The sequence below is a fragment of the Celerinatantimonas diazotrophica genome (assembly GCF_004339545.1).
GTDB lineage: Bacteria > Pseudomonadota > Gammaproteobacteria > Enterobacterales > Celerinatantimonadaceae > Celerinatantimonas > Celerinatantimonas diazotrophica.
Map to the genome: position 1 here is coordinate 161774 of NZ_SMGD01000013.1, position 26704 is coordinate 188477.

The 26704-nt window shown below is 42.5% G+C and carries 21 protein-coding genes; 9 read left to right on the forward strand and 12 right to left on the reverse strand.

Going from position 1 to position 26704, the window contains the following annotated elements:
* Window positions 1-167: 167 nt before the first annotated feature.
* From EV690_RS09890 to EV690_RS09900, 3 genes are read right to left on the reverse strand one after another with little or no spacing between them, the layout of a single operon-like run.
* Window positions 168-3872, reverse strand: coding sequence for an AAA family ATPase (locus tag EV690_RS09890; RefSeq protein ID WP_131912848.1), 3705 nt, complete (start codon window positions 3870-3872; stop codon window positions 168-170).
* Window positions 3869-5119, reverse strand: coding sequence for an exonuclease SbcCD subunit D C-terminal domain-containing protein (locus EV690_RS09895; protein WP_131912849.1), 1251 nt, complete (start codon window positions 5117-5119; stop codon window positions 3869-3871). The genes EV690_RS09890 and EV690_RS09895 overlap by 4 nt, the downstream gene beginning before the upstream one ends.
* Before the next feature lie 18 nt (window positions 5120-5137).
* Entirely contained in the window at window positions 5138-5929 is a 792-nt protein-coding gene (locus EV690_RS09900) for an AraC family transcriptional regulator (RefSeq protein ID WP_131912850.1), read from the reverse strand.
* A gap of 78 nt (window positions 5930-6007) precedes the next feature.
* Here EV690_RS09900 and EV690_RS09905 point away from each other — a divergent pair, with 78 nt between their 5' ends.
* On the forward strand, window positions 6008-7015 hold the full coding sequence (locus EV690_RS09905) for a bile acid:sodium symporter family protein (protein ID WP_131912851.1): 1008 nt from the start codon (window positions 6008-6010) through the stop codon (window positions 7013-7015).
* Window positions 7016-7030: 15 nt separating this feature from the next.
* Here EV690_RS09905 and EV690_RS09910 read toward each other — a convergent pair whose 3' ends face one another.
* Entirely contained in the window at window positions 7031-7462 is a 432-nt protein-coding gene (locus EV690_RS09910; RefSeq protein WP_131912852.1) for a peptidoglycan-binding domain-containing protein, read from the reverse strand.
* A 152-nt stretch (window positions 7463-7614) separates the two neighbouring features.
* Here EV690_RS09910 and EV690_RS09915 point away from each other — a divergent pair, with 152 nt between their 5' ends.
* Window positions 7615-8061, forward strand: a complete 447-nt coding sequence (locus EV690_RS09915; protein ID WP_165872721.1) for a GNAT family N-acetyltransferase — start codon at window positions 7615-7617, stop codon at window positions 8059-8061.
* A gap of 4 nt (window positions 8062-8065) precedes the next feature.
* Here the strand turns inward: EV690_RS09915 and EV690_RS09920 are convergent, their stop codons facing one another.
* On the reverse strand, window positions 8066-9265 hold the full coding sequence (locus EV690_RS09920) for a multidrug efflux MFS transporter (RefSeq protein WP_131913118.1): 1200 nt from the start codon (window positions 9263-9265) through the stop codon (window positions 8066-8068).
* Between the two features lie 466 nt (window positions 9266-9731).
* Here EV690_RS09920 and EV690_RS09925 point away from each other — a divergent pair, with 466 nt between their 5' ends.
* Window positions 9732-10286: a flavodoxin family protein gene (locus tag EV690_RS09925; RefSeq protein ID WP_131912854.1), complete on the forward strand. Its 555-nt coding sequence runs from the start codon at window positions 9732-9734 to the stop codon at window positions 10284-10286.
* Between the two features lie 35 nt (window positions 10287-10321).
* On the opposite strand, the gene EV690_RS09930 is transcribed toward EV690_RS09925, so the two are convergent.
* Both EV690_RS09930 and EV690_RS09935 read right to left on the reverse strand, forming a co-directional pair.
* A complete protein-coding gene (locus EV690_RS09930; protein ID WP_131912855.1) occupies window positions 10322-11413 on the reverse strand; it encodes a cupredoxin domain-containing protein in 1092 nt (363 codons plus the stop codon).
* Between the two features lie 51 nt (window positions 11414-11464).
* The gene (locus EV690_RS09935) at window positions 11465-12259 is read right to left on the reverse strand and encodes an EfeM/EfeO family lipoprotein (protein ID WP_131912856.1); all 795 of its coding nucleotides are present in this window, start codon (window positions 12257-12259) and stop codon (window positions 11465-11467) included.
* A 415-nt stretch (window positions 12260-12674) separates the two neighbouring features.
* Between EV690_RS09935 and EV690_RS09940 the strand changes: the two genes are divergently transcribed.
* The 4 genes from EV690_RS09940 (at window position 12675) to glgC (ending at window position 18953) form a co-directional block, all read left to right on the forward strand.
* A complete protein-coding gene (locus EV690_RS09940; RefSeq protein ID WP_131912857.1) occupies window positions 12675-14480 on the forward strand; it encodes a sensor domain-containing diguanylate cyclase in 1806 nt (601 codons plus the stop codon).
* A 132-nt stretch (window positions 14481-14612) separates the two neighbouring features.
* Entirely contained in the window at window positions 14613-15524 is a 912-nt protein-coding gene (gene rdgC / locus EV690_RS09945) for a recombination-associated protein RdgC (protein WP_131912858.1), read from the forward strand.
* 609 nt (window positions 15525-16133) lie between these two features.
* The gene (gene trhP, locus EV690_RS09950) at window positions 16134-17540 is read left to right on the forward strand and encodes a prephenate-dependent tRNA uridine(34) hydroxylase TrhP (RefSeq protein WP_131912859.1); all 1407 of its coding nucleotides are present in this window, start codon (window positions 16134-16136) and stop codon (window positions 17538-17540) included.
* A 192-nt stretch (window positions 17541-17732) separates the two neighbouring features.
* Window positions 17733-18953, forward strand: a complete 1221-nt coding sequence (gene glgC / locus EV690_RS09955) for a glucose-1-phosphate adenylyltransferase (protein ID WP_131912860.1) — start codon at window positions 17733-17735, stop codon at window positions 18951-18953.
* A 71-nt stretch (window positions 18954-19024) separates the two neighbouring features.
* Here the strand turns inward: glgC and EV690_RS09960 are convergent, their stop codons facing one another.
* Window positions 19025-19747 carry a YebC/PmpR family DNA-binding transcriptional regulator gene (locus EV690_RS09960; protein WP_131912861.1) on the reverse strand — a complete coding sequence of 241 codons (723 nt, stop codon included), beginning with the start codon at window positions 19745-19747 and terminating at the stop codon, window positions 19025-19027.
* A gap of 541 nt (window positions 19748-20288) precedes the next feature.
* On the opposite strand from EV690_RS09960, the gene EV690_RS09965 reads away from it, so the two are divergent.
* Complete coding sequence (locus EV690_RS09965) at window positions 20289-20600, forward strand: hypothetical protein (RefSeq protein ID WP_131912862.1); 312 nt, start codon at window positions 20289-20291, stop codon at window positions 20598-20600.
* Window positions 20601-20658: 58 nt separating this feature from the next.
* Here the strand turns inward: EV690_RS09965 and EV690_RS09970 are convergent, their stop codons facing one another.
* From EV690_RS09970 to EV690_RS09980, 3 genes are all read right to left on the reverse strand, one after another.
* Window positions 20659-21105, reverse strand: a complete 447-nt coding sequence (locus EV690_RS09970; RefSeq protein WP_131912863.1) for an NfeD family protein — start codon at window positions 21103-21105, stop codon at window positions 20659-20661.
* 10 nt (window positions 21106-21115) lie between these two features.
* The gene (locus tag EV690_RS09975; protein ID WP_131912864.1) at window positions 21116-22036 is read right to left on the reverse strand and encodes an SPFH domain-containing protein; all 921 of its coding nucleotides are present in this window, start codon (window positions 22034-22036) and stop codon (window positions 21116-21118) included.
* 268 nt (window positions 22037-22304) lie between these two features.
* Window positions 22305-22937 (reverse strand): hypothetical protein, encoded by a 633-nt coding sequence (locus EV690_RS09980; protein WP_131912865.1) that lies wholly within the window; start codon window positions 22935-22937, stop codon window positions 22305-22307.
* Window positions 22938-23110: 173 nt separating this feature from the next.
* Between EV690_RS09980 and EV690_RS09985 the strand changes: the two genes are divergently transcribed.
* Window positions 23111-23833, forward strand: a complete 723-nt coding sequence (locus tag EV690_RS09985) for a tetratricopeptide repeat protein (RefSeq protein ID WP_131912866.1) — start codon at window positions 23111-23113, stop codon at window positions 23831-23833.
* A 208-nt stretch (window positions 23834-24041) separates the two neighbouring features.
* On the opposite strand, the gene EV690_RS09990 is transcribed toward EV690_RS09985, so the two are convergent.
* Window positions 24042-25631 carry a methyl-accepting chemotaxis protein gene (locus EV690_RS09990; protein ID WP_131912867.1) on the reverse strand — a complete coding sequence of 530 codons (1590 nt, stop codon included), beginning with the start codon at window positions 25629-25631 and terminating at the stop codon, window positions 24042-24044.
* Between the last annotated feature and the right edge of the window lie 1073 nt (window positions 25632-26704).

Genomic DNA, 26704 nt, shown 5'->3' on the forward strand with positions numbered 1-26704 from the left:
GGCAACAAAGTTCAGGATGCGTTTAAATGAACCCCAAGGGCAGTATCTGAGAGGAATTTATCCAGCGTTAAACGTTCTTTGTGGAGAATAACTACACGGCACAACGTTTGCCTTGCCTAAATCCCTCTCAGATTTCTGCAAAACTAATCACAAAAGGTCAACAGTCCCTAGTTAATTAACGTCTGCAAACGGCTGCATCCGCCCCCTAATGAGTGCAAGGAAATTTTGGCACTAATTCGCTCAACCATGGTCTGTACATGCGAAATAGCCGTAACCTGACGGCCTTTTGATTGTAATTTATCGAGGCAACTTAATACCACATCGAGACTTTCTGGGTCTAAAGAACCAAACCCTTCATCAATAAATAGTGACTGAATTTTCAGGTTTCTCGATGACATCGCCGATAGCGCGAGCGCTAAGGCAAGCGACACTAAAAAGGTCTCTCCCCCTGATAAACTTGCCAAAGAACGAACTTCATCCGCCATATCTTGGTCGATAATCTGCAGCGCCAGCGATTGCCCGGGGATCCGTTGCAGTTGGTAACGAGGTGCTAATTCAAGTAATTGATGATTTGCCTCATAAAGCAATTTATCCAATGTCAATTGCTGGGCAAAAATGCGAAATTTAGCACCGTTTGCTGAACCAATGAGCTGATTCAACTCCTCCCATATAGAACAGGTTTGCAAATGGCTCTGGTAAGTCTCATTGAGTGCCTTAAACTGCTGATGAGCTTTAGCATTTTGATCCAGCTCTGAACGCAACTGATAAATCAGCTCTTCCTTGGCAGTTAATTGCTCTTGAAGCAGTTGAATTCCATCAATAGACAGCTGTTGCAGTTGTTGATCAATACTTTGTCGAGCAACTTGCACTGTATTGAGTTGCTCACTAGCATACTGTTGGGCTTGTTCCAACTCGGTTTTAAGCGCAATCAATTGCTGTTCATATTGCTGAATCTGCAAACGAATTGCTTCGATATCAGCTGTTGTTAACGTCAGTAATTGCTCAGCTTGTTCAGCGCTCAGCGCCAAATCTTCAAGTTGAGTTTGCCAATGCTGTTGGCAGCTCACCAGTTCACTGCGCAACTTGTCACTCTGCTCACCCAGATACTCGCGCCGAGTGAATAGCTGTGTTACCTGTTGACTCTGAAGTTCAAGCTGCTGATTCAAATCAGTGCATGCAGTCTCCAACGTATGTTGCCGTTGGCGCGTTTGCTCTAACCATTGTTCGACGCCTAGACCATCTAACAATCCCTTCGCTGTTTGCAGTAATTCATCGAGTTGCTGACGGTTTTCATCAATCCGTGCCAAGCTTTCATTGAGGCTTTGCTGCGCATATTTAAGCTGGACAGATTGCTGCTCAATTTGATGATTCAATGCCTGTTGCTGCGATTGCAGCTTCTCACTTTGCGAAAGAATTGTCTGATAATAGAGGACCTGTTCTTGTAACCAAGCTCTGAACCCACTCACGCCCTCTTGAGCCAACAACTCCTGCCAATCAATGACTGCACTAAATAACTCATCTAACTGTTGCTGTGCGCTCTGCTGCTGCGTTTGGGCATCATGATTTGCAACATGTGCATCAAGTGCATCACTCAACTGTTTTTGTTGCTGCAGCGCTAATTGCAACTTGGTATCCAGCTGTTGGTCATGCTCACGAATCTGCTCAATGTCACGATTCAACTGCTCCAAATGCTGTAACGACTGCGCCATCTGTAGCCACTGTTGCTCTAGTTGCCGATGGTTCTGAGTTAACGTTGCAAGTTGTTCATCAACTTGATAATACACTTGATGTAATTGTTCGAGCGAAGTGGACTCAGGCAGCTCGAGCACAGTTAATAATTTCCCTCGCTCATCTTGCAGCTGACGCTGATGATTAGATAACTGCAACAGTTGCTCTTTTAACTGCGGAATCTGATCCTCGGCGCTTAACAGCTGTGCACGCAATAATGACTGTTCATTATATAACGACTCCAACCGCGCATATAATTGACCAACGATCGACTCTCCCGGGGTTTGCTGGCCAACATAGGGATGATGGGTGCTCCCACATAGCGGACAAGGTGACTCATCGACTAATTCAAGACGGTAGTCACTGAGCTCAACGACCTTCCTAGCTGAATGATATTGCTGATTTAGCTCATCAAGACGTGGGACAATCTGTTGCAATTTTTCCTGGCAAGCCTGCTGTGACTGAAGCAGCTCATTTAAGGCATACTGGTCATGTTGGGCTTGATTTTGGCTATTTTGCCATTGTTGACTTAACTGAATCGCTTGATAAAGCAGGTTCTGACGTTTTTGGGCCAGCGTAAGTTCATTCTGTAGCGACTGATACTGTTCTCGTAGCTGCTGCTCTTGGCCTATATCAGCGGCAAACGCATCACGTTGCTTAGTGCGATGTTCAATCGACTGCTCTAGCGCCCGTTTATCTAAGCGCATCTGGCTAATTTGGTCCTTGAGCTCGTTAAGCGCTAGCTGTTGGTCACGCTGACGTCTATGTTGCTGTTCTAGACGCTGATAATCCTGCAGCAGATGCACTATCTCCCCTTGCCGGTTGAGCCACTGCCCTTGAATCGATTGCTCATCCAGCCAGCGCTGTGTTTCGCTCACGACCTCAGTAAGCTGCTGATACTGTCCTTTAAACGCATTTAACTGATTTGTTGAACGTTGCACAGACTGTCTCTTGAGTTGAACATCTTGCTGCAAAGCAACTAAATCGTCTTGATATAATTTCTGACGCTGTTCTAACTGACGGGCCTGTTCTAATTCACTTTGCCGGGTACTTTGTTGGGTATGAAACTCACTGAGCTGGTGTTGGGCATCAGTGTGTTTTAATTGCAATGCATCCAGTCCCTGCAACTGCTGCTCATGTTCACGAACAACCTGCTGATATTGCTCATTTGCTTGCGTTAGCGAGTCTTGTAGCTGTACCTTGCGTTCGAAAGTCTGTCGCAACGGTTGAACTTTGTTAAGCATCTCTAACTGGTTGCGCTGATTGTGAATGTTTTGCTCGTTCTCTTGCTGTTGGGCAAGACGCATCTGGACCTTTTTCACTTTTTCATTCGCGCTGTCTAAATCCAGCAGCTGCGTATTGAGTACCCGATTTGCCTGTTCGATTTGTCGTAATTGCTGCTGATAAGCGCTCGCATCCGCCAATTGTTGCTCTAAATTTTCGACCGTCGAATCTTCTAACAGATGGGTTTGCTCAATTTGGCTCCTTAGCTGCTCAAGCGCCTGCGCATGTTCTTTATAGGTTTGATAAACCTGTGCAGAAATTTGTGAGTACAGCGCCGTCCCGGTCATCTGCTCGAGCAGAGCTGAACGCTGATCTTCTGGCGCTTTTAAAAATGCAGCGAAATCGCCCTGCGCCAGCATCACTGAACGCCGGAACTGCTCATAGTCAAGCCCGATTAAATCCGTTACATACTGCTGAAACTCTCGCTTGTTGGCGCTAAATGGTTCCTGATTGGTAAGGTCAATTAACTCTCTTGAACTGCTCTGCCAACGCCCTGAGGCTTGATTGCGCGCACGACGAACCTGCCAGCGCACGAGATAACGCTTGTCATCGTGGCCTAAAAACTCGACCTCAGCCAGCGCACTGGCTTGGCCACGACTGACTAAGTTACGAACATCATTGGCTTTAAGTTTATCGTTTGCTTCATCACCAATTTCCACTGTACGGGACTGATCTTCAAAGCGAGGGACCTGCTCATAAAGGGCCAGGCACAAACAATCTAGTAGTGTGCTCTTACCGCTGCCTGTTCTCCCGGTAATCGCAATTAACCCTTGTTCAGCTAATGGAGGTTGGTCAAATTCCACCGCAAAAGGACCAACCAGACTGGCAATATTTTCTCCACGAACCGCTAAAATCTTCATTGCATCTCCTCAACCTGACGAACGACTTGTGCAAAAGCTTGCTCAAGATCCTTGCTAGGAGCGGCGTGATAACTGCGCCGATAACATAATTCAAATACTTGTTGAGGACTCAAATCATCTAAATCTTTGCCCATATAGGGTTGCTCAGAACTCTGCTCAGTTTGCGGGTAAACACTGCGAATACGAGTTAACCGAACCCCTTTATCAGCTAATACTTGCATCACCTGTTCACGTAAATGTGCCTGCGGCTTATCCAAAAAAACTTGGACTTCGAGATAAGGTGATGACTCACTGACAGGGCCAAGATCGGGCAAATTGCGAAGCTCGCTTAAAACCTCTTTGAGTGGTTTAGCTTGATTAGGAACTTGGAGCATTTCACAGCTTCGAGGCACAGCTAATGGCTCGACGCTAAGATGGCCATTTTGCCAATTTAACAATTGAACATGGTGGTGGTAGCGTCGCTCAGCAAACGATAATGGTAAAGGCGAACCGCTATAATGCATAGGTAACTTACATCGGATCTGTTGGCCGAGATGCAAATGGCCGAGAGCAACATAGTCACAATGACGAGGAAAAACATCGGCAGGCAATGCATGCTCGCCGCCTAGCAAAATCTGCCGTTCTGACAGCTCGCTGATCTGACCACCGCGTACATGTGCATGCCCCATCGCTAGCAACATCTGTCCATCTTGGCGTACACTATCCGCTAATTTGCCAAGCTGATGATAGAGTTCAAAGATCGCTTTTTGCCAGCGCAGTTGACCATCACCAATCTGCCCATCAAGGATTAAATCACTGGCCCGCAAAAATGGCACAGCCAAGGCCCAACCCAACACTTCACCAGAGCGCTTTTTCATCGGAATTAACAACCGATTCAATTGCTGAACCCCTTGTTCATCTTTATAAACTTGACCAATCAAATGCAAGTCAAAATTACTTAATAACTCACTTGGCGCACTGATTTTACTAGGCGAATCATGATTTCCCGCGGTGATAATAACTTGTAGTCCCGGACAACACCGGGTAGCATCGGCTAAAAACTGATACAGCTGTTGCCAGCTTTGTGCTGAAGGTGTAGCACTATCAAAGATATCGCCACTCACACACAAAACATCGACCTGCTGAATATCTAACTGCTCAAGTAACCAGTCTAAAAATTGTTGATGTTCAAAGTTACGATGATAACCATGCAGCTGGTGCCCTATATGCCAGTCGGCGGTATGTAAAATTTTTAGTGACAAATCCATAAGCCCTTCGGTAACTGGTTAAAGATCACGATTAAAGTATCGACCAGGTGTTACCCCAAATTGCTCGCGAAAAGCAGCCACAAAAGCAGAGACTGATTCATAACCACAAATCAGCGCCACTTCGGTAACATTCTCTTTTTGTCCGAGACAATCGAGTGCGTGCAACATTCTAAGCCGCTGTCGCCATTGACGAAAGCTCATTCCAGTTTGTTGGTGAAATAATCGACTGACGCTACGCGCCGATATGCCCGCCTTACTTGCTAATTGTGGCATAGTACTTTGATCCGCTGGATTGTTCTGTACCATTTCACAGAGCGTCTGCAAACGTCGATCTCTTGGTAATGGCAGTTGTAATCGAGCCGCTTTTAACTCATTTAATTGATCCACAAGCACATCAGCCAAACGATGTTCAGGTCCGTGCCATGGCCAATCGGCTCTTTGGCGGCAGAATTTTATAATTAACTCACGCAATAAATTGGTCACCTCCAAAACTTGAGGCTCAAGCCAGCGATAGCGATCCAATGTATTTTCATCGATATATAAACTGCGCATTTTGGCCGAGCCCAGAGAGAGCACCTGATGAGCTACCCGTGCCGGAACCCAAATCGCATATTGTGGCGGAGCTACATAACGGGCCGTGCGGGTCAATACGGTCAATACACCGGTTGCCGCATAAGAAAATTGTCCCCATGGATGAGAATGCCAGTCGGTCTGGCTCCCCATATCCCCCCACTGTTCAGGCCTTGCATAAATAGGCCTTGGCAGCGTAGTGAATTGTGGAATTTCGCGATAATGGCGTCTTTTCGACATTTCTTTGCATATTAGCGATAGATAACATTATCAATCTTTTCTACGCTATTTTAGAGTTAGGTGCAATGAGATAAATAAATGGACATCGTTGGGAAATTAAAAAAAGAATGGTTTTTAATCGGAATGGTCTTGATGATTATTCTGGCTGTGTTAGTTCCACATATTGGGGCAAGTTCAGGACCATTGCATCTGAACCTAGTCACAGAATATGGGATCGGTCTCGTATTCTTTTTGCATGGGATTGGCCTATCACCGACGGCCATTCGCCAAGGCGTTGGCAGTTGGCCGCTGCATGTATTTACACAAGCCGCAACGTTTATTCTTTACCCATTAATCTGGATTTTATTGTCATCGTGGTTAACTTCCGTCATGCCGTTGCCCCTGGCCTATGGATTTTGTTACCTTCTGGTGCTTCCGAGCACAATCTCTTCATCCGTTGCAATGACCGTCATTGCTGGCGGGAATATTCCCGGAGCTATATTTAATGCTTCACTGTCAAGTATTTTGGGGATCTTTCTAACCCCATTCATGGTTGAGTTTTTTACTGGATTCGCTGGAGGGAATATGGATATCAGCCATATGATCCTCGACATTGCCTACATGTTGCTATTGCCGATGGTGTTAGGTCAACTCGCGCGTCCTTTTTTGCATAACTGGTTAAGTCGCTATAAAAAAATAACAGGCAAATTAGACAAATGCGTCATTTTATTAATTGTATTTAATGCCTTCAGTGATTCGGTTCTGCGTGGCATTTGGCATGATTTTGCGCTCTCTACGCTCATATTATCGATTGTTTTATGCGCAGTTATTCTAACGGTCGTCATCTGCTTATTATATAGCGTAGCCCGACTACTTCATTTTAGTCACGAAGATTTAGCAGCTGGGCTATTCTGCGGAACGAAAAAAACCCTCGCCGCAGGTGTTCCTATGGCGAAGGTTATCTTTGGAGCAAGCCCAATGCTGGGGATGCTATTGCTACCGATTATGCTCTACCACCCAATGCAAATTTTTGTTTGCGCGATTATTGCCAACAAAATGGCGGCAAAACTGCCGAGCCATCAGCATCAGGCCCAGCAAGCCAACTAGCGAATCAAGCGGTCATTAATGAAATAGAGCTTTGAGCATTTCAGGCGATAGTTTCCCCGTCTGTGGCAGGCCATGATCGGCCTGAAAACGACGGATGGCTTTATGTGTTCGAGCCCCAATCTTGCCATCGATTTGGCCCAATTTGTACCCCATCTCTTTTAACTTAGCCTGAACATTTTTGATCTCTTGATGGGTTTTAGGACCGGCCTCATTCTTATACTGGTGGTATTTTGATTTAGCTTCTTTAGCCAGTTTTTTACTGCGCTCTTCAACATCTTTGGCCATTTTGTCAGCTTTGTTACGCACCGCTGACCAATCTGGCTGTTTTTGCTGAGTTTGGCCAGAATTCTGCGCTACTGACTTATTCTGCACGGGCGCGTCACTTGCATATGCCATTGACGATAACACGAAACCTAAACCAGCTATTAACCATCGTTTTTTCATCATAAGCCTCAGTTATACATTTATTTTAACCATTGGCGTCATCATGACGTAATGAGTGACAACTCACAATAGGTTTAATTACCTATTTTGATAACTAATTGTCATGATCATTGATTATGATAGTTGCTATTGAAGGCATTACAAAGGAAGTAATTATGATTCGTCGAGCCACCTCAGTTGATCTACCTAGCGTTGCCATATTAAGTAAGCAACTTGGCTATCCGGTAACGCTCGCGCAACTCGAAGAACGATTTGGCAAATTAACGCAAAACGAGCAAATATGGGTGTATGAACAACAGCAACGCATCGTTGCCTGGTTACAATGCGATTGGCGCAATAACCTCATCAGCGACAGCACTCTGGAAGTCATCGCAATGGTGGTCGATCAAACCTTCAGGGGCAGAGGCATCGGCAAAAAATTGCTGGAATTTATCCAAGAGCAAGCCAATGAGCACAATGTATCGATCACCGTCCGCAGCCAAATAAAACGGAAAAGAGCGCACCATTTCTATGAAAAAAACGGATTTGATTTACAGAAAACCCAGCACCTTTTTTATCACCCGTTGACAACGCCCCCCAAGGACGCCGAACCATCACGTTAAATGCTTAAGCATGCGCATAACGTGGTTGGCGAATGTAGTGTTTCATCTGAATTAAGTTAAAGACGACCAATACTGCTGAAACCACAAAAACCCAACGGAATCCAGCAAATGCTGAAACGCCAGCCCCTAATAAAGGCCCGGCAACATTGCCCAGATATAAGAATGATTGGTTGTAGCCAAACACTCTACCCAATACTTTTTTATTGGTCTGTTGGGCTAAGAGAGATTGCACTGCGGGCATTAGTGCACCATCGGTAAATCCCATTAGAAAACGTAAAATTCCAAGCTCAAATGTATTCTGCACCAGGGAAACCAGCATCAATAATAATGCTGTAATCGCTAATGCGACTAACAATATTCGAGCACTACCGATTCGATCGCCTAGTTTTCCCAACATCGGAGCTGAAAGAAGCGCCGAAACCCCTGGAACAGCAGCAATAACACCACTAATAAAAGCTAAGTTAGTCGTCTGTGGACTCAATTGAGCAACAAATAAAGTTAGAATTGGATTAATCGAAGCATTGGCGAGCTGAATCATCATAGTGGCAATAAACAGGCCAAAAACCAACCCAGGTGAACTCAAACTGGCAAACACCTCTTTTCGAGACAGTGGCCGTTGATCTTTAGTGGGTTTCTCAAATGACTCATGCACCCAGTAGCAACTGCTCAAAAAGCAGCAGAAGAGCAAAGCCCCGGTAACCATAAAAACGGTTCTAAATCCCATCTGATCAGCCATAGCCCCACCGATCATCGGTCCTAAAATAACACCGCTAATCTGTCCGGTGGTTAATGTGCCTAACGCCCAACCAGTTCGCTCTTTAGGCATCTCAGCGGCAGCGAGTGCAAAAGCATTCGGAATATAGCCCGAAGTCAGCCCCATTAACATTCGTAACATCACCAGTTGCCAAGGTGCGGCAACAAATCCTTGCGCGGTCATTAAAATAGCCATTCCTAATGACGCCCGAAGCAGCATGAGTTTGCGCCCTTGCCGATCAGCCAGTTTGCCCCAAAACGGCGAAATTATTGCCGATACTATAAAAGACCCACTGAATACTGCACCTGACCATAAACTTAAACTCGCTTCACCATGGACACCTAATTGGCGCAAATAAAGCGGTAAAAAAGGTAAGATTTGGCTCATGCTTAAGCCAACTAAAAAACACCCCAACCACATAGCGGCGAGGTTAAGCTTCCACGAACGAATCATTTTTTGACCCAATACAGCCTGAGGCCAACAAGGAGTTGGCATTTATTTGTTAATTACGAAGGTAATCGGTATGAGACCGTAATGATAACACGATTCGTAGCACTTTATAATTTAAACGCCACGAGCGAATGATAATAAAAGATAAAAAAATCGACTGGTCATAAGCAAAAAAACAATCACCTCCAAACGAGACAAATCGTGTCTAATATTTTCTGAAATAACAGATCATTATTTGTTATTTTGCATACACTCCAAGTACCTATTGAAATAGAATTGGCAAGAAAAAACTAACTATTGCATAACATATAACACAATTAAACTTAGCCTGAGCAAGTAATTTTTTAACGTAACCTCACCTTTACTGGTATAAACTAGACTGATAATGTGAAATCGAGCGAATAAATAGGAATTACTTGTAATGTAACTTCCAAACCAACGAACATCGTTCATTTAAGGAGAATTTATGAGTCAAGTAAGCGTTATTTTCCACTCTGGTTATGGTCATACTAAAAAAGTGGCAGAAATTATAGCTGAAGGCGCCAACGCTAAACTTATAGAAGTAAGTAGTGAAGGAGAAATTACTGACGACGACTGGCAAACTTTAGCTGATTCAGATGCAATCATATTTGGGACACCAACTTATATGGGGGGCCCAAGCTGGCAATTCAAAAAATTTGCTGATACTAGCTCAAAAGTTTGGTTTAACAGTGGTTGGGGCGATAAGCTCTTTGGCGGATTTAGTGTCAGTGGCAGTCTCAATGGTGATAAACAGATCACCCTCACATACCTGCAAACACTCGCTGCACAGCATGGCGGACTGTGGGTCAGCCTCGGAATGCTACCAGCCAATACCTCCACTTCAACACGAGAAGATATTAACAATCTAGGGGGCTCAGCAGGGGTACTGGTGCAAGCCCCAACCGACGCAGGTGCCGAAGCCATTCCTAAAGGCGATCTCAATACAGCAAAAGCCTATGGAGAACGCGTCGCAAAATTAGCGAGTAAATGGGCCAAATAGCGCGCTATTTATTATAAATGAGGGGCTAATGCCCTTCATTTTTTTGAATGATCATCTGTTTTAGAAGGGCTATTCTCATTTGCTTGAGCTTCAGAGTGAATATCCTTAGTTACTGCCGTTGAACCTGTTTTGCTCATCTGACTTTTTGCAGGAGTCGCTGCATCTTTTGGCTGTTCACTAGTGGTTGTTTTTTGCGGTTTCTCTTTTGGTTTCTCTTCCGGTTTTTTAAGCCCAATCGCTTCGCCTATATGAGCAAGATCAGCACGTAGCTTCTGGCGAATATTTGGATTGTCCCCCTGCTGCCATGTCTTAATATGAGTCATCGTTGCATCTAGCGTTGCTTGATCTATCTGGCTCATCAGTGGTGTCGATGTTTTTACAAATGCTTGCACATCTTGAACCAACCCTTGCCATTGCGCGCCCCCATTAGCCTGCTGCGATAACCCCTGCTGCAACGCCTGAAGAGCTTGCGCGAAACTAAGCAACTGTTTAGCGCTTTGTTCTTTAAGATGACTAATCTGTTGGCGCAACGCCTCAATATTATTAGCATCACCTCCGAGGCGATCTTCAGTAGGGACACCTTGATAAGCCACGGCAAATGGCAACATCGCATAATAACTTACCGCGAAATTCAAAGGCACTTCACCGCCGTTCCATTTCTGAGACTGCTTTTCTAACAGATGGCCTTGACTGGACAAATACCCCTGATAATTTTGGCCTAGTGAGATAATGTCCTGCGCTGAGGGCTTAAAAGGCTTATCGGGTTGCGGTTGAGCGGCCTGTACTGTGAGCTGACCATGCGGATTTGTCTGGTCACCACATAAAATGGCATATTGCCCCGGATCGAGATGTAACATCAGCTCCTGACTAGCCTTGGGTGGAATATTTTCCTGCATTGCCACAACCTGTCCTGCCGATAAAATCCCCCAAGATGCTGTTTTGCCGCTGTGGTTAGTGAGCACAAAGTGAACATTGCCTGGCTGTGTATTGATGGCCATCGGTAAGCAACTTTGTTTGAGTATAGATACATCAATCGTATGGACAGCCTCCGCAGCACTCGCATAATAACTAGCCATACTTATGACAGATAATCCCAACGATATGCCAAGCAACAATTTTTTTGTCATGTAATGCCCTCTCAGTCAAAAGGTATAAGCCGTCAAAGCACAATCTGTCATCTACAACAGAACATCGACCAGTTGCTCAACTAAACCATGCAGTTGCTGCCACTGTTTTGCTAATACTTGACGTTGACCTTCTTTTAGTGATTTTAGCGGTTCAAAGCTACCAGCAACACTTTGATACTTCCCCATCCACTGATTCATTTGCTCTAATTGCTTATCCATTTTCGTTTTCAGTTGGGGTGATTCTTGCTCAACTAACGGTTTTAAAACTTTGTATAATTGCTCAATCCCCTTGAGACTAGCGTATTGTTCACCTAAAAAATCTTGGACAGATAACTGCATCTCAGCATGACTCTGACGCTTATTTTCAGAAATCTCCTTGAGTACACCTTCAAGCATTTCATGTGTATCAAAAGAGGCCATAACAAGCTCATTTTGCAGCGTTTTCACATCACTTTCGAGCTGCATGGCTGGTTTGGCAAACTTTGAGCTGTCTGTATCAGAACGACTCAATAGATTAGAAATATAACGAAATCCTAACTGGTTATTACTGTTCCCTTCAATACGCTGATTTAAAGAGTGCAGCGAAATAGCCGCTGGCTCAATATGTTGATAATAAACTCGGGTTACAACATATAATTCTTGAGCAGCACTAACATTGGCAGCTTTAAGTGCGCTAGCCAGCGCATCAGTGTGTGTCACGAACTGCTGTAATTGCTTAATGACATAAATTTTATAGTCTGTCATCGCCGCCATCAATTGGACTTCAGATGGCTTTGCCTGAGCAGGCAGACTCATAAATACACTCAGCATGGGTAGCACACACAAAATTGTCTTCAGATACCTCATTGAAAATCCTTGATAATGACTATTATTTATTCACAGACAGCGACGATTTGATCTAAGTTCCTATTATATCAAACTGACTTATACTGTCACAGCGTGCAGCAAATAATAAGCTGAGCAATAAACCACGCGCATTTTACTCAGACAGAGATAAGCTTATCCCCATACAGAGATATCGACAGCTATAATCCGCTAAAACACTCAACAAATTTAAATAAATACTCATCTTCATAAGAATTTATCACAACCAACCAATTAGCGTATCCACAACACCGTTCCCCCAACAGTGAGAAACATCTGCTAAACTTTCCAAAAGACCCATCATTTTTATAAATTATTCTGTCTTATTGGAAATTCCCCTCTATGATTTATACAGGAATCAGTCAAAGGTAAGACATACTATGAGTGGGATTTTTCCATGACCCAACAGGCATCTTATATATCACCTTATACACGTCAGGTGATTATTAACTCCTTTACATTTGTTTTTTTAATTAGCAGTCTATTCGTTTTACTCGGCTGGGAGCTCGACAACATAGCTTTAACTCGGTTAATCCCGGTGTTTCCCTCAATGAAACCCAATACCGCGATCGGCTTTTTTTTATGTGGGTGTGCCCTCTTTTCCATTTATAAGGGTTTTTACTATCCAACTTTAATTATCGGTGGAACTTTATTAGCATTATTTAGTGCAACACTTTTTGAATATGCTTTTACAATAGATTTACATATTGACCAACTATTATTTACCGATCACTGGAGCACTCAGTATCCTGGACGCCCATCCATCGCAACTTCAACCAGCTTTATTTTTGTCGGATTGTTTACATTATTATATACACATTGGCAAAAAAAAGCGGTCTATCTAGATATCATTTGTGTTATAGGCTTAGCCGCACCGACCATCGCTTTACTGGGTTACATTTATAACCCACTCGGCTTATTTAAAGTGCCCGTTTTCTCTAGTATGGCTTTTCATACCTGCATTGGTCTTATCATGTTTTTTATTGCAGCACCGGTTCTTAATCAAAATAGCCACATAAATACCTTGCTATTTGTAGACTCCCCAGGCTCAGGGCTTTTTAGACGATTAATTTTACCAATTTTTGCGATGCCTTTAATATTGGGGCTCATTTATAAAACATTAGTGGTCAATAAGCTGCTTGAACCCGATTTTGCCTTAGCCTTATTTGCCGCCAACTTTATTATCTTCAGCCTCGCGGCCCTGATCCATAGTTCGATTCGTTACAATGCATTATTTGCTGAATTCAATGCAGTTAGCACGGATAACATACATAAGCAGTTAAAACTTTCAGTGATCCTTGATTCCGCGTCTGGCGCGTTGATTTTATTTTCTGACACAGGTGCGATTTTATCGGTCAATCGGGGGGCTTCAAATATTTTGGGCTGGACGCAAGAAGAGATGGAACAGATGAGTGTTTGGGAAATTGTCCCTTTTCGCTATCGAATGACCGTTTTACGAGCCATAGTAAATTTTCGCCGCCAAACAAATGAAAATCGAGAAAGTCTTTCATTATGGCTTTTTGCTAAATGTAAACATGGTGATGAGCTCGCTGTGCTAGTCTCAGTCACACAAAATACCTATAGCAATCAGCTCATCTATGGGGCATTAATTATGGATGCACAACGCCTCATTGACCACATTCAACACTTAAACCGCGACATGAATCTTGACCCTCTCACGCAAGCCCACAACCGTCGAGCCCTTGAACAAGAGCTGCAAACAATGCGCGAAAATTGTGCTGTTGCGCGACAGCAACTGGCTATTGCGATTATCGATATTGACCATTTTAAAGCGATTAATGACAAATATGGTCATCAGGCAGGCGATTTAGCACTGCAAACATTCTCTCGCCGACTCATGAACTGTTTACGCGTTCATGACCGACTTTATCGCTTTGGTGGAGACGAGTTTGTAGTCATTGTAGAGGTCGCCAATGATCTTGAGCTTAAAGCCATTTTTGAGCGTGCTAGAATCGCCATCGCGGCGACCCCAGTCAGTTATGAAAACCTATATTTTAACCTCTCCTGTAGTATTGGCGTGTGTGCAATGGCAGCAAGTGAGGGCAATGTTGACCGCTGTTTTTCAAATGCAGACCAAGCACTCTATCAATCTAAACAAAAAGGACGAAACCGCTTGGAAATTTATCACAGCAGCCAATCACTCCAGCAATTCTCACCAACCAATTCATCTATTCATGACTGAGCACAGCCATCGCTCAGCGATTGACAGAAATGATGAGCATCTAAAGCAATCATCACAATTTACACTATGGCTGAATGAGTCAGCTTTGTTAGAATGCGCTTCTTGCTTATTAATGAATTAGGATCATCCACCATGTGGTTTAAAAATCTTTTGCTCTATCGGCTGACCAAACCTTTTACTCATACTCAGGAGCAACTTGAAGATGCACTCAGTGCCTTTGCTTTTAAACCTTGCGGCAGCCAAGATTTGAGCCAATTAGGCTGGGTTAGTCCTTTGGGCAAACAAGGTACAGCCTTAACGCACAGTGCCAATAACGAACTGTTATTGTGCGTCAAAAAAGAAGAAAAAATTCTGCCATCCCCCGTTATACGTGAAGCTTTGCAAGAAAAGATTGAAAGTAGTGAAGCCGAGCAACAGCGTTCACTGAAAAAAGCTGAAAAACAGGCGCTAAAAGACGACATTATTCAACAATTACTTCCCCGTGCATTTACTCGGCATAATTTAACCTTCGCTTGGGTCAGTCCAGATGGTGGTTTTATCTGTGTCGATGCTTCTAGTGCACGTAAAGCAGATGAATTATTAGGATTGCTTAGAAAATCACTGGGCTCATTACCGATTGTCCCCGTGAGCCTTGAAACACCGGCTGATGTCACCATGACTGATTGGCTTAAAGAAGGAAAAGCTCCAAACGGATTTGAACTAGGTAGCGAAGCAGAATTTCGCAGTGCCCTTGAGCATGGCGGTATTATTCGAGCCAAAGAGCAAGATCTACTCAGTGATGAAATTACAGCTCACTTAGAGGCAGACAAAATGGTGACCAAATTAGCACTGACCTATGCAGACAACCTGTCATTTGTGCTCACTGATGAAGTCGCTCTAAAACGTTTAAAATTCGCAGATGAACTGCTTGAAGAGAACGATGATATCGACAACGAAGATCCACTAGCCCGATTTGATGCTGATTTTGCGCTAATGTGTGGCGAATTGAGTCAATTTCTGCCCGCCTTGTATGAAGCTTTAGGTGGATTACAAGCGACTGAGTGACACCTCCTTGCACTTGTGAAACCGCCGGTCCGATACATCGATAAAGCAGTTTCGGCGCATTCATCCATGACCGACTGAATATTGAAATTCACTGGCTAAACATGGCCTGATGCTGGACATCTGTCCAGCATTTTCTATGGTATATCAGCTATCGCCTAAAACGACGTACTGAAACGCTCCTCGCCATTGTTCACTCAATGTCCAAAACGTTAACTGAACTAAAAGTCACCTTTGCCCATACACTGCCCCTAGGGACTGTTGACCTTTGGTGGTTGAATTTTGTTCAAATTAAACGCATTTTGAACGCGGCGCCCCCTGCGTCGCTTAATGAGTGAAGCAAGCAGGGGGCAACAAAGTTCAGGATGCGTTTAAATGAACCCCAAGGGCAGTATCTGAGAGGAATTTATCCAACGTTAAACGTTCTTTGTGGAGAATAACTACACGGCACAACGTTTGCCTTGCCTAAATCCCTCTCAGATTTCTGTAAAACTAATCACAAAAGGTCAACAGTCCCTAGGCATAACTACATTTTTAACGTAAAATTTGCGCCCTTGCGATACCATCAGGTGGTGTCGTACTGACTTGAGATCAGACAACAGAGATTTAATCATGAGCACCGAAAAACCATTTGTACCCGAGCTGTTATCCCCAGCCGGAAGTCTTAAAAATATGCGTTATGCATTTGCCTACGGTGCAGATGCTGTATATGCTGGCCAGCCTCGTTATAGTCTGCGGGTACGCAATAACGAATTTAACCACGAAAATCTAAAAATCGGGATCGACGAAGCCCACGCCCAAGGCAAGAAATTTTATGTGGTATGCAATATTCAACCACATAACTCAAAATTGAAAACCTTTATCCGCGATTTAAAACCAGTGGTTGATATGGGCCCAGATGCTCTGATCATGTCCGATCCAGGGCTCATTATGATGGTGCGTGAAGCATTCCCAAATATGGTCATTCACCTGTCAGTACAAGCGAATGCGGTGAATTGGGCAACCGTCAAATTCTGGACATCACAAGGGATTTCACGCGTAATCATGTCTCGCGAGCTCTCCCTTGAAGAGATTGAAGAGATCCGCAAACAGTGCCCCGACACCGAAATCGAAATTTTCGTTCATGGTGCACTGTGTATGGCTTACTCTGGACGCTGCTTATTATCAGGCTACATTAACAAACGCGATCCTAACCAAGGAACATGCACCAATGCCTGTCGCTGGGAATATAAAGTCGAAAAAGCCAAGGAAGACGATGCGGGGCAGATTGTTGAGCAGTTCGATCCACAGGCCGCAAATCCAGTTGAAGTTCTTCATGAACGTCCACAAAACACGCTTGGTTTAGGTAAGCCATCTGATGATGTAGTACTACTCTCGGAAAGCCGCCGCCCCGAGGATAAAATGGCTGCATTTGAAGATGAACACGGCACTTATATTATGAACTCTAAAGATCTAAGAGCAGTTCAACATATTGAGCGTCTGACTCAAATGGGGATTCATTCACTGAAAATTGAAGGGCGCACTAAATCTTATTATTACTGTGCCCGAACAGCCCAAGTTTATCGCAAAGCCATCGATGATGCTGTCGCAGGCAAACCTTTTGATAGCAGCCTCATGAACACCTTAGAGAGCTTAGCTCATCGCGGTTATACCGAAGGATTTCTACGCCGTCATACACATGACGAATACCAGAACTACGACTACGGTTACTCCATTAGCGACTCTCAACAGTTTGTTGGTGAAGTCATTGGTCGCTCTGACAATGGGATGGCTGAAGTTGCGGTTAAAAACAAATTTTTACTAGGTGACTCGCTTGAGCTCATGACACCACAGGGCAATATTACCTTCACGCTGGAACAACTAGAAAACCAAAAAGGTGAGTCATTAGAAGCAGCGTTAGGGAGTGGTCACACAGTCTACTTCCCTGTCCCAGAAAATATTGACTTACAATACGCGCTGGTTATGCGTAATTTACAAGAAGGGACCAACACCCGTCATCCGCACCAGAAAAGTGCTTAACTCTCGCCACACAATGCTATTCTATAAAGGTGGGAAAATCTTGCCCACCTTTGCCGATCTTATTAACAGATTGAAAAATAAATATAAAATTGATCGACACCCGATTATTGGGCTACTTTAGTTGCTGGCATAACTATTGCGAGTAAACTAATTTATTCCATTGATGCTTAGGCATGCCCTAAGGAGCCTTAAATGTTAGAGCAAGCTATTACAGTTATCTTAGCTGGAGGCAAAGGAACTCGACTTTCACCTTTAACACAGTACCGAGCCAAACCAGCAGTCCCTTTTGGCGGCAAATATCGCCTGATCGATTTTACGCTAGCGAACTGTTTACACTCTGGATTGCGCCGAATCGTAGTCCTGACGCAATATCAATCGCACTCTTTACACAAACATCTGCGAGATGGTTGGTCTATATTCAATCCCGAATTAGGTGAGTTTATTACTCCGATTCCACCCCAAATGAGTGAAACCATGAGTGGTTATCGCGGCACAGCGGATGCAATCCACCAAAACCTTTATCTGTTAGAGCGTACTGATGCTCAATACGTGGTCATTTTATCAGGTGATCATATTTATCGGATGGATTATGAACCTATGCTCGCCCAGCATATTCAAACCCGCGCCGATTTGACATTAGCTTGTATGGAAATCGATGCCGAGCGAGCTCATCATTTTGGTATTGTTAGCGCCGATGCTCGTCAGCGGGTCGAAGGATTCGTTGAAAAACCAGAGCATCCGCCCACAATTGAAGGTCATCCCGATCGAGCATTAGCCTCCATGGGCGTTTACATTTTCAGCATTGATTATTTAAAAAAATGTCTTTGTGACAATGCTCAGCAAAATAATGACCAATTTGACTTTGGCCACCACATCATTCCTAAAGCCGTTCAGCATGGCCGGGTCTGCGTCTATCATTTTGGTGGTGCGAGTGGCCGTGTGAGTCGTGATCAGTATTGGCGTGATGTAGGAACGCTTGATTCCTATTATCAGGCGAGTATGGATTTACTAAAGCCTGTGCCTCCAATCGACTTATATCAGAAGGAGTGGCTCATTCGGAGTTATCAGAAACAGGTAGCTCCGGCCAAAATGGTCTCTGGAGCCTCGGGGACAGAAGGTATTACCATTAACTCAATTGTCAGTGGCGGTGTTATAGTTTCGGGCGGCTGCGTACAACATTCAATTTTATTTCAAAATGTGCATGTATTAGATGAGGCCGTCGTAGAGAGCAGCATTTTATGTGATGATGTAAAAGTGGGTTCTGGATGTCGGTTAAACCGATGTATCATCGATAAAAATGTTGTCATTCCTCCCAATACCGAAATCGGCATCAATAAACACCTCGATAAACAACGCTTTACCATTTCCGAAGATGGGATCGTCGTTGTCCCTAAAGACTATCGCTTTGAATAAATAAAACTTGATTTAATAAAACAAAAGGCGCCACTTCAAATGGCGCCTTTTGTTTTCATGAAACCTAAAAATTAATCTGGCAAAACAGCATTGTGGTAAACGTTCTGAACATCATCATCATCGTTTAACACATCCAAAAAATGTTGGAAGGTTTCAACGTCATCCCCACTGAGTTCCGCACTGGTTTGAGGTACAAAGGAGATCTCTTCAACATCAAAATTTAAATCAGGCATTGCAGCAAGTAAGGCACTACGAATTTTGTCATATTCGGTATAAGGCGCAAATACCGTGACAGCACCTTCTTCAGCTTCAATGTCGCTGACATCGGCATCCGCTTCCATCAGCATTTCCAAAATGGCATCTTCATCATCATGAGCAAAGCTAAAGATGGCTTGATGTTCAAACATATGAGCAACGGCACCGGGGCTCCCCAGTTTTGCGTCATTCTTCACGAAAGCTTGACGCACAGAGGCGAAAGTCCGGCTATTGTTGTCGGTCAAACAATCAACAATCACCATGCAGCCTCCCGGACCAAACCCCTCATAACGAGCAGGCTCGTAGTCTTCACTTGCGCCACCAGTGGCTTTTTCAATGGCACGATCAATGACATGCGATGGCACTTGATCTTTTTTGGCTTTTTCAATCAGGCGTTTCAATGAAAGGTTTGCATCTGGATCACCGCCACCTTTCTTGGCACTCACATAAATCTCTTTGCCGTATTTAGAATAAACTTTTGTTTTAGCGCCCGCAGTCTTAGCCATCGACACTTTACGGACTTCGTAGGCTCTTCCCATTAATTTCAACTCTAAACAAACAACATTCGTGGCAAGAATTCTACCATAGCTTCGCGATTGCTCCACGCAAAGATTGAGATTTCCCCCAATCGACTCACAGCCGCGTATGCTAATGTTATCAAAGTTTTAACGTAATCTATTATAAGATACTAAAACGTGGCATTTTTGCTAAAAAATTCTACCACTGTTACGGACAACGCTTTTTATATCTTTTGTAGCATCTAAGAAAAGGAGAAATTAATCGAATCATAGCCTGTAAATAACCCCCTAAAATCTAATAACTAGATATTTGATTTTAGGTAAACTCTCTCCGATGCAAGCAATGATTCTCTAATGGCGATTTGCTGATATAACCCTATGTATTAGTAGACAGATAGCCCTCTTTTTAGCGGTTATATCTTCAAACATATATTTTTTATCATTATAATATTTAAGATATTATTTAGATTTTCTTCTTTTATGATGGTCTTATACCAAAGACAGTCAATTAATAGAATTATTAAATTTTATCAATAGCAATACTCCTAAGACCTATGCACGCGTGGTAGATTTTAAACGTCATCCACCTAAAGCCGGTACACTGATTAAGCTCAAAGGCCCTTATCGGCGCTGGCTCGAAAAATCAGGTAATAAGATTGAAAAGGCGCATCTGAGTATTTTTGCCAAGATCTATTTAATGAAGCTTGCAAAAAAGCACCATAAATATATCAATTTTAACTCGCTTCAGCGTTTAACTCACCCGGCAGAATTAGCTCAATTACTTAATGGCGTCTGCGAGAATCATTTCAAAGGTTGTCAACAAGCTCAATCGAAATTCAGCGATATCAAAATTATAAGATCATTGACATCGTAAGTTCAGCGCAGGAACAAAAAAGCGGCTGAAGAGCCGCTTCCATCATCACCAAACCCTTTTATAGTGGTTTAATAACCGCTTTATTATCAATAATCTTTTCGACACTCACCCCCGAGCCATGCACAAGCTCAGGGTGTTCATGTAAAATCTGCGGGTTAGCAACCGACCAGTAGGTTCCTCGACAACGAACACTCACCAGCGTATGACCATTATCTTCTCGGATTACCAGCTCACCTAGCCCACCTTCGAAAGTATAAATTTGTGGATTGACTTCGTTATCATTCGGCACACAGTAGCGACGGCCAAAATACAATGAGATCCCGCCAATGATGGCTGCGATCAAGACCTGAATTCCCCAGTTCAGGGAAGGCGAAAAATAACTGATAACCCCAGAGAGGACAAAGCCAAAACCAAACCACATTAAGACAAAAGCGGTCACAAGTAGCTCTGAAGTCACTAATATCACGCCAAACACAACTAAAATCCACCAATCGACACTGGTCATCGACTATCCTTTAATTCTTTGGTGTTACACCTTTTAAAAGATCTGATACAACCGATAAGCTTCCGACTAAATCAGCGGCCTCATATGGCACAACGATTTTGTTACTTGAATCACTCGCCGCAATACCATTCCATGCTTTAATTCGTTCCTGAGTCAGAATATATTCACCAGCAAACGCGTTTTCTTTCAACGCCTGAGCAATCAATTCAATCCCCTGTCGTTGACCTTCTGCCATTAAAATTTGAGCTTTTTTATCCGCTTCTGCCATACGCTCTTTGGCTTCAGCTTCCAGATAAGCCTGTTGACGGGCTGCTTCAGCTTCGGCAATGACTCGGTTCTTATTCGCTGCGGCTTGAGTTTCAATCGCACGCCGTTCTCGAGAAGCTCGCAATTGTAATTCCATGGCCGACTGCACATCTTGCGGCACTGAAATATCACTAATTTCAACGCGAGTTACTTTCGCTCCCCAACTCGCTGATGCCTGATCCAGTGCAATCTGCAGTGCTTGGTTCATCTCTTCGCGACTAGAGAGCGTTTCGTCAAGCTCCATTTTACCAATTTCAGCTCGCAGTGTGGTTTGTGCCAGCTGAGCGGTAGCATCACGCAAATCAGTAATTTCATAAGTCGCTTTTTGCGCATCATTGACACGCAGATAAACCAATCCATCAATCGTGATACTCACATTATCCTTGGTGATCACACTTTGTGGATGCAAATTGATGAGCTGTTCTTGTGTGGTGAATTTAGAACGGACATGATCCACAAATGGCACAATAAAGTGTAATCCCCCATGCAGTACTCGATGAAACCGCCCTAACCGCTCGATTACGCTAAGTTGCGCTTGAGGCACGATTCGAATCGAACGAACAATCGTAATTACAATCAACAAGGCAATAACAGCCGTAATGAGGGTAGAAATATTAATATCCATTAAATAAACTCTCCAAGTCATTCAAAGGTGGGAAATCCGAAATTGAGCGTTATCCTATTAAGTCTTTTTTACTATTGCAATAACTATTATCTTTTTTGTTAACAGTCTAAAAATCACTAAAAAGACCGTAAAATAGCTCGGCAAATAAATGCGTTATACAAATAATTGACTATCCCTCTCATTCAATACCGATAAACCGATCATCCCAGCTTAAATCATATTAACAGCAACCTGTTTAATTTATCTAAAATCATCAACTCAAACGCCCCTAATTCGAATTTTTATCATCATTAGCATCGTGGTCACTAAATTGCGATTTATACTGGCTCCGATACTGAGTCTGATAAATCGTTTCACTATAACTAGACGATTGTGATGACGGCGGCTTAGCCACAGTCGCTCGATTCAGATCACTTTTTGTGGACTTGGAAGCATGAGTCACGATTTGCTTAGTTCGACGATAAGGGGAAGGTTGAGCTGGCTTTACATAGTCTGATCGCCAACCTGCACTCTGAGTGCGCGACGAACAATTTTGCAACACTTCATCAAGCTGAGCATCAGGCACAAACATAATTTCATCCGGCAGTTTATCAAGAACACGACCATATTGAATGTAGGTCAAAATGGCCTGGATAACTTCAGCATCACGATACACCACACCATTGATCCGTAGCTGAGCGGGGAAAGGGCCTAGATTATTTTGCCATCGGTCATGAGAAAAACTGTTTTGACCCGTCGCATGATGCGAACGAACATCGCCGGAATTTTTAAAAAGTTGCTCAGATTTAGCATCATCATGCCGTTTAGAACGAGCCGCATTTGAGGGGGGATTTTTATCCGTCTTTTTTAAAATAATTCGCGCAATAATAAATGCGATAATGGCAATAACAACGATTTTCATCCACAATCTCCCTGCAATTTTGACAGCGCGGTAGCCCATAGATTGATAACGACCTACAAAATAGCTTAATTAAATATTTTATCAACAATTTTATAGGCTCTAGGGGCTGTCTTCCTTAATTGACATTTAAACGCTAGAGTAGCGGTTAAGAATTACTGTTAATTGATTCATCCATGTTAGAAAAGAAATCCGCACTATTAGGTTGGGGTCTGCTCTCACTCGGATTATATAGTCCTTTGAGTGTGAATGCCGCAACAACTATGTGTCAGCAATTTGGAACTTATCAAAGTAAAGGATTACAAGCCTATGGGGATCACGATTATACCCAAGCGCGTCGATACTTCGAGTACCAAGCCATACTCGCAGAAATATGTCCAGCTTACCACTTACAAAAACCGATTGCTTACAACAATATTGCTTTAACCTACTTTCATCAACAACATTATTTAACAGCCAACGCCTGGCTTGAACTTGCCCCCAAAAGTAAGCAGTCGAAGCTAAATGCTCATATTTATGCGAATCAGATTGAACAAGCCCAAAAAAATGCTCAAAAAAGTATCAATGGCCAATACTGGTCATATGTTGGACAGGGCGCTTGGAATCGAATCGATGTAGTGAAAACAGCCAATCATCAAGCCGATATTTCATTTTCAGGGATGTCTCCTGGTCGTAATATTCTCGAATATGGGCCGCATATGGGCGATCTAACCACTCGCATTACCATTGAAGATCATCAGGGCACTTATCAAAGCGCTCATAGTGAATGTAAAATCCACTTTCGCTTTTTACCCAATGAGTTGGTCGTTAAACAAGCTACGACTCGGTGTTCATTTGGCGCGGGCGTGAACGCCACTGGCGATTATCAAAAAGTGGATCCCCATAGCGAAGATGGCTAATCAACAATCGGTAAACGGGACGGCTCTTTGGTATAGTCAAACATCATCTGAATATCCTCAGGTAACACCCGCTTATTAAACAGTGAACACTATGCTTAGATATATTGTTTATAGCCTTAGCTGAGCTGTGATTTTGCGATGCGACCAATAAAAAACCATCTGAATAAAACTTATTCAGATGGTTTGCATCAATGTGAAGGGGAGATGTTTAGCTTGTTGTTGTGAATAGGCTCACACTCTCACTGAGTTCTGCCGCTAACGTATCCAACCCAGAAACAGTACTATTACAAGCAGCCACTGAATGAGCTGTTTCTTTAATTAAACCAGAGATCTCTTCGACATGCTGGGCCAAATCGTTTGACGCAATCTGCTGTTCATTGGTCGCACTGGAAACTTCACGCGTCATGGTCAGTGTTTCACTGATTCGAGTACTAATTTGCTGCAGAACTTCGCCTACCGATAGCGAAATTGAGACATTTTGCTCAACAATAGGCAATGCCGACGTTAATGCATTAGCCACGGTATCGGTATCTTTTTGAATCAGAGTAATAGTGTTAGTAATTTCAGATGTTGACGCAGCCGTCCGTGAGGCAAGCGTTCTGACCTCATCAGCCACAACCGCAAACCCGCGCCCTTGCTCCCCTGCCCGAGCAGCTTCAATCGCAGCATTAAGTGCCAACAAATTGGTTTGTTCGGCAATATCATTAATCACTTTAACAATATTGCCAATTGTGCTGGTACGCTCTTGGAGTGTCTTAAAATCGGCGACAGATGAAGAAATTTTCTCGGACATCTGCGTCGTCGTCTGATTTGATTCTTCAATTAATTCAACACCTGATTGACTGGTTTCAAATGATTTTTGTGAATTATTTTCAGTTGACTGAGCATTCAGTGAAATATCTTTAATACAATTAGATAACTCTTGAATCGCTGCAGATGTTGAAATCGAAGCGTCAGAAGATTGCTGTGAAGAATGAGTAATGACTTTAAACTCACTCGCTAGCTGACCTGTGGATTGTGATAGTTTATCAGCAGCCTGCTGAATATTACCGACCATTGAACTTAAGGAATTTTGCATTGAACGAATCGCACCAAGCAAACTATCGGGTGTAAAAGAACCCACAATCACTTCTTCTAGATGGCCGTTAGCAATTTTATTCGTAATATCCACTGCATAATCAGGTTCGCCTCCAATCTTTCTAAATATAGAGCGAGCGACATACGCTACAACCAAACCAATCACGATGACAACAAAAATAGAAATAAGCATAAAACGTAGCGCAAAATGCCAATAGGTCGAAGACAAGTCGTCCATATAGACACCAATCCCCATGACCCAATTCCACTGGGAAATTTTAGTTACGGCATTCACTTTTACCACTTCCTGGGGTTCACCAGGTTTAAAGTTTTCAGCAACATTAATGATAAAATTTTTACCTTGTAACAATCCTATGTCATGAGCATACGAACTCTGAAATGTCCCTATTTTTTGCTGTTTAACATGGACTCGAGCAATACCGTTATTATCATTAGCCCAAAGGTATGAAGTCCCAGTGCGAAATTTTGACAAGATATCGACAACTTGTTGCTCAGCCTGTTCTTTTGAAATCTTGCCTTGTTGTTGTGCCTGGACAATTGGATCGACTTGTTTTTGAGCAAACGTTAAGATTGATTTAAGCTCGTGTTCACGAGTATCAATCAAACTCGTTCGCAGTGAATGTAGTCCATAACTCCCAAGTGCTACAAATCCAATTATAACAACAATTATCAATAAGATAAGTTGATGTATTAACTTCATCCATTACTCCCTTAAACTTCCTTCAGACAAGAAAATAGCAACATATAAATAAGGGCATTAATGATAGAGAACTAATTCTTTTAGAAAAGAAAAACCTGAGAATTTCTAGAGAAAGTTTGATATAAACTACTGTTTTAAAAAGTTGAATGAGAAATATATCTAAATTTTTTTCATGGAAAATAACAAAAATAAATAAAAATAATTTTTTTATTTATTTTTGTTATATCAATCAACTACAAATCTCGGCTCGAAAGTAACTGACAACTAACAATTATTAACTTACTGTAAAAAATACATTTTTCTCCATTTTATATTTCAAAATCATATAAAATATACTCTATTAAAATTATTTTAGAACTATTCTTTTCTAAACTAATTATCGATGAACTGGCAGATAGATATTGCATCGCACCATTAGCAAACACAGGTTTGTATGAATAAAAATTATCTGTCCACATTTAATCATCATGTTTTTAATTTTAATTAAAAAACAATATGTTAGATATTTTTCAAACTAGAAGACATTAGATGCAACAATAACCACAAATAAAAGAAGGTTATAAACAAGAAAAGATAAAAATAAACCCAGTGGAAACCACTGGGTGTTGTCAAAGCAAGACAAGCAAAAATAGTAACAAGCAAAATCATATTAGTTATTTCCATAGTAAAATAACTCACCCATTTGAGGTAATTTACGATTTTTATTATGTTTTTTATTATTTAAGAAGAATCATTCTCATAAATTGACATTAAGTTAATACTTACCCACAAACATAAAGGTATAGATAAATAACAAAATACAACTTTTTTATAACTATTTAGCGAGTCATAAAAAACATTATTTGTCAAACTTAAAATTTCAAAACACTAAACCAATTTTAATTTAAAAATTAGTTTAGATTATATAAAAAAATAACAATGCGATAACATAAAACTAAAACAGTCCAATCTGCTTGACCTCTTCAACAGTAGATCTAAAGCAATTAGAACATCCAAAGTCATCTCAAGACATTGCCGCATCTAGCCATAAACTAAGCAGTCATACAGGTAGAAATAGTAACAAGCAAACATCT

Bases quoted from the DNA above. Each gene is read 5' to 3' on its own strand.
- EV690_RS09890 (WP_131912848.1), bottom strand. From the start codon at position 3,872: ATGAAGATTTTAGCGGTTCGTGGAGAAAATATTGCCAGTCTGGTTGGT.
- EV690_RS09895 (WP_131912849.1), bottom strand. From the start codon at position 5,119: ATGGATTTGTCACTAAAAATTTTACATACCGCCGACTGGCATATAGGG.
- EV690_RS09900 (WP_131912850.1), bottom strand. From the start codon at position 5,929: ATGTCGAAAAGACGCCATTATCGCGAAATTCCACAATTCACTACGCTG.
- EV690_RS09905 (WP_131912851.1), top strand. From the start codon at position 6,008: ATGGACATCGTTGGGAAATTAAAAAAAGAATGGTTTTTAATCGGAATG.
- EV690_RS09910 (WP_131912852.1), bottom strand. From the start codon at position 7,462: ATGATGAAAAAACGATGGTTAATAGCTGGTTTAGGTTTCGTGTTATCG.
- EV690_RS09915 (WP_165872721.1), top strand. From the start codon at position 7,615: ATGATTCGTCGAGCCACCTCAGTTGATCTACCTAGCGTTGCCATATTA.
- EV690_RS09925 (WP_131912854.1), top strand. From the start codon at position 9,732: ATGAGTCAAGTAAGCGTTATTTTCCACTCTGGTTATGGTCATACTAAA.
- EV690_RS09930 (WP_131912855.1), bottom strand. From the start codon at position 11,413: ATGACAAAAAAATTGTTGCTTGGCATATCGTTGGGATTATCTGTCATA.
- EV690_RS09935 (WP_131912856.1), bottom strand. From the start codon at position 12,259: ATGAGGTATCTGAAGACAATTTTGTGTGTGCTACCCATGCTGAGTGTA.
- EV690_RS09940 (WP_131912857.1), top strand. From the start codon at position 12,675: ATGACCCAACAGGCATCTTATATATCACCTTATACACGTCAGGTGATT.
- rdgC (WP_131912858.1), top strand. From the start codon at position 14,613: ATGTGGTTTAAAAATCTTTTGCTCTATCGGCTGACCAAACCTTTTACT.
- trhP (WP_131912859.1), top strand. From the start codon at position 16,134: ATGAGCACCGAAAAACCATTTGTACCCGAGCTGTTATCCCCAGCCGGA.
- glgC (WP_131912860.1), top strand. From the start codon at position 17,733: ATGTTAGAGCAAGCTATTACAGTTATCTTAGCTGGAGGCAAAGGAACT.
- EV690_RS09960 (WP_131912861.1), bottom strand. From the start codon at position 19,747: ATGGGAAGAGCCTACGAAGTCCGTAAAGTGTCGATGGCTAAGACTGCG.
- EV690_RS09970 (WP_131912863.1), bottom strand. From the start codon at position 21,105: ATGACCAGTGTCGATTGGTGGATTTTAGTTGTGTTTGGCGTGATATTA.
- EV690_RS09975 (WP_131912864.1), bottom strand. From the start codon at position 22,036: ATGGATATTAATATTTCTACCCTCATTACGGCTGTTATTGCCTTGTTG.
- EV690_RS09980 (WP_131912865.1), bottom strand. From the start codon at position 22,937: ATGAAAATCGTTGTTATTGCCATTATCGCATTTATTATTGCGCGAATT.
- EV690_RS09985 (WP_131912866.1), top strand. From the start codon at position 23,111: ATGTTAGAAAAGAAATCCGCACTATTAGGTTGGGGTCTGCTCTCACTC.
- EV690_RS09990 (WP_131912867.1), bottom strand. From the start codon at position 25,631: ATGAAGTTAATACATCAACTTATCTTATTGATAATTGTTGTTATAATT.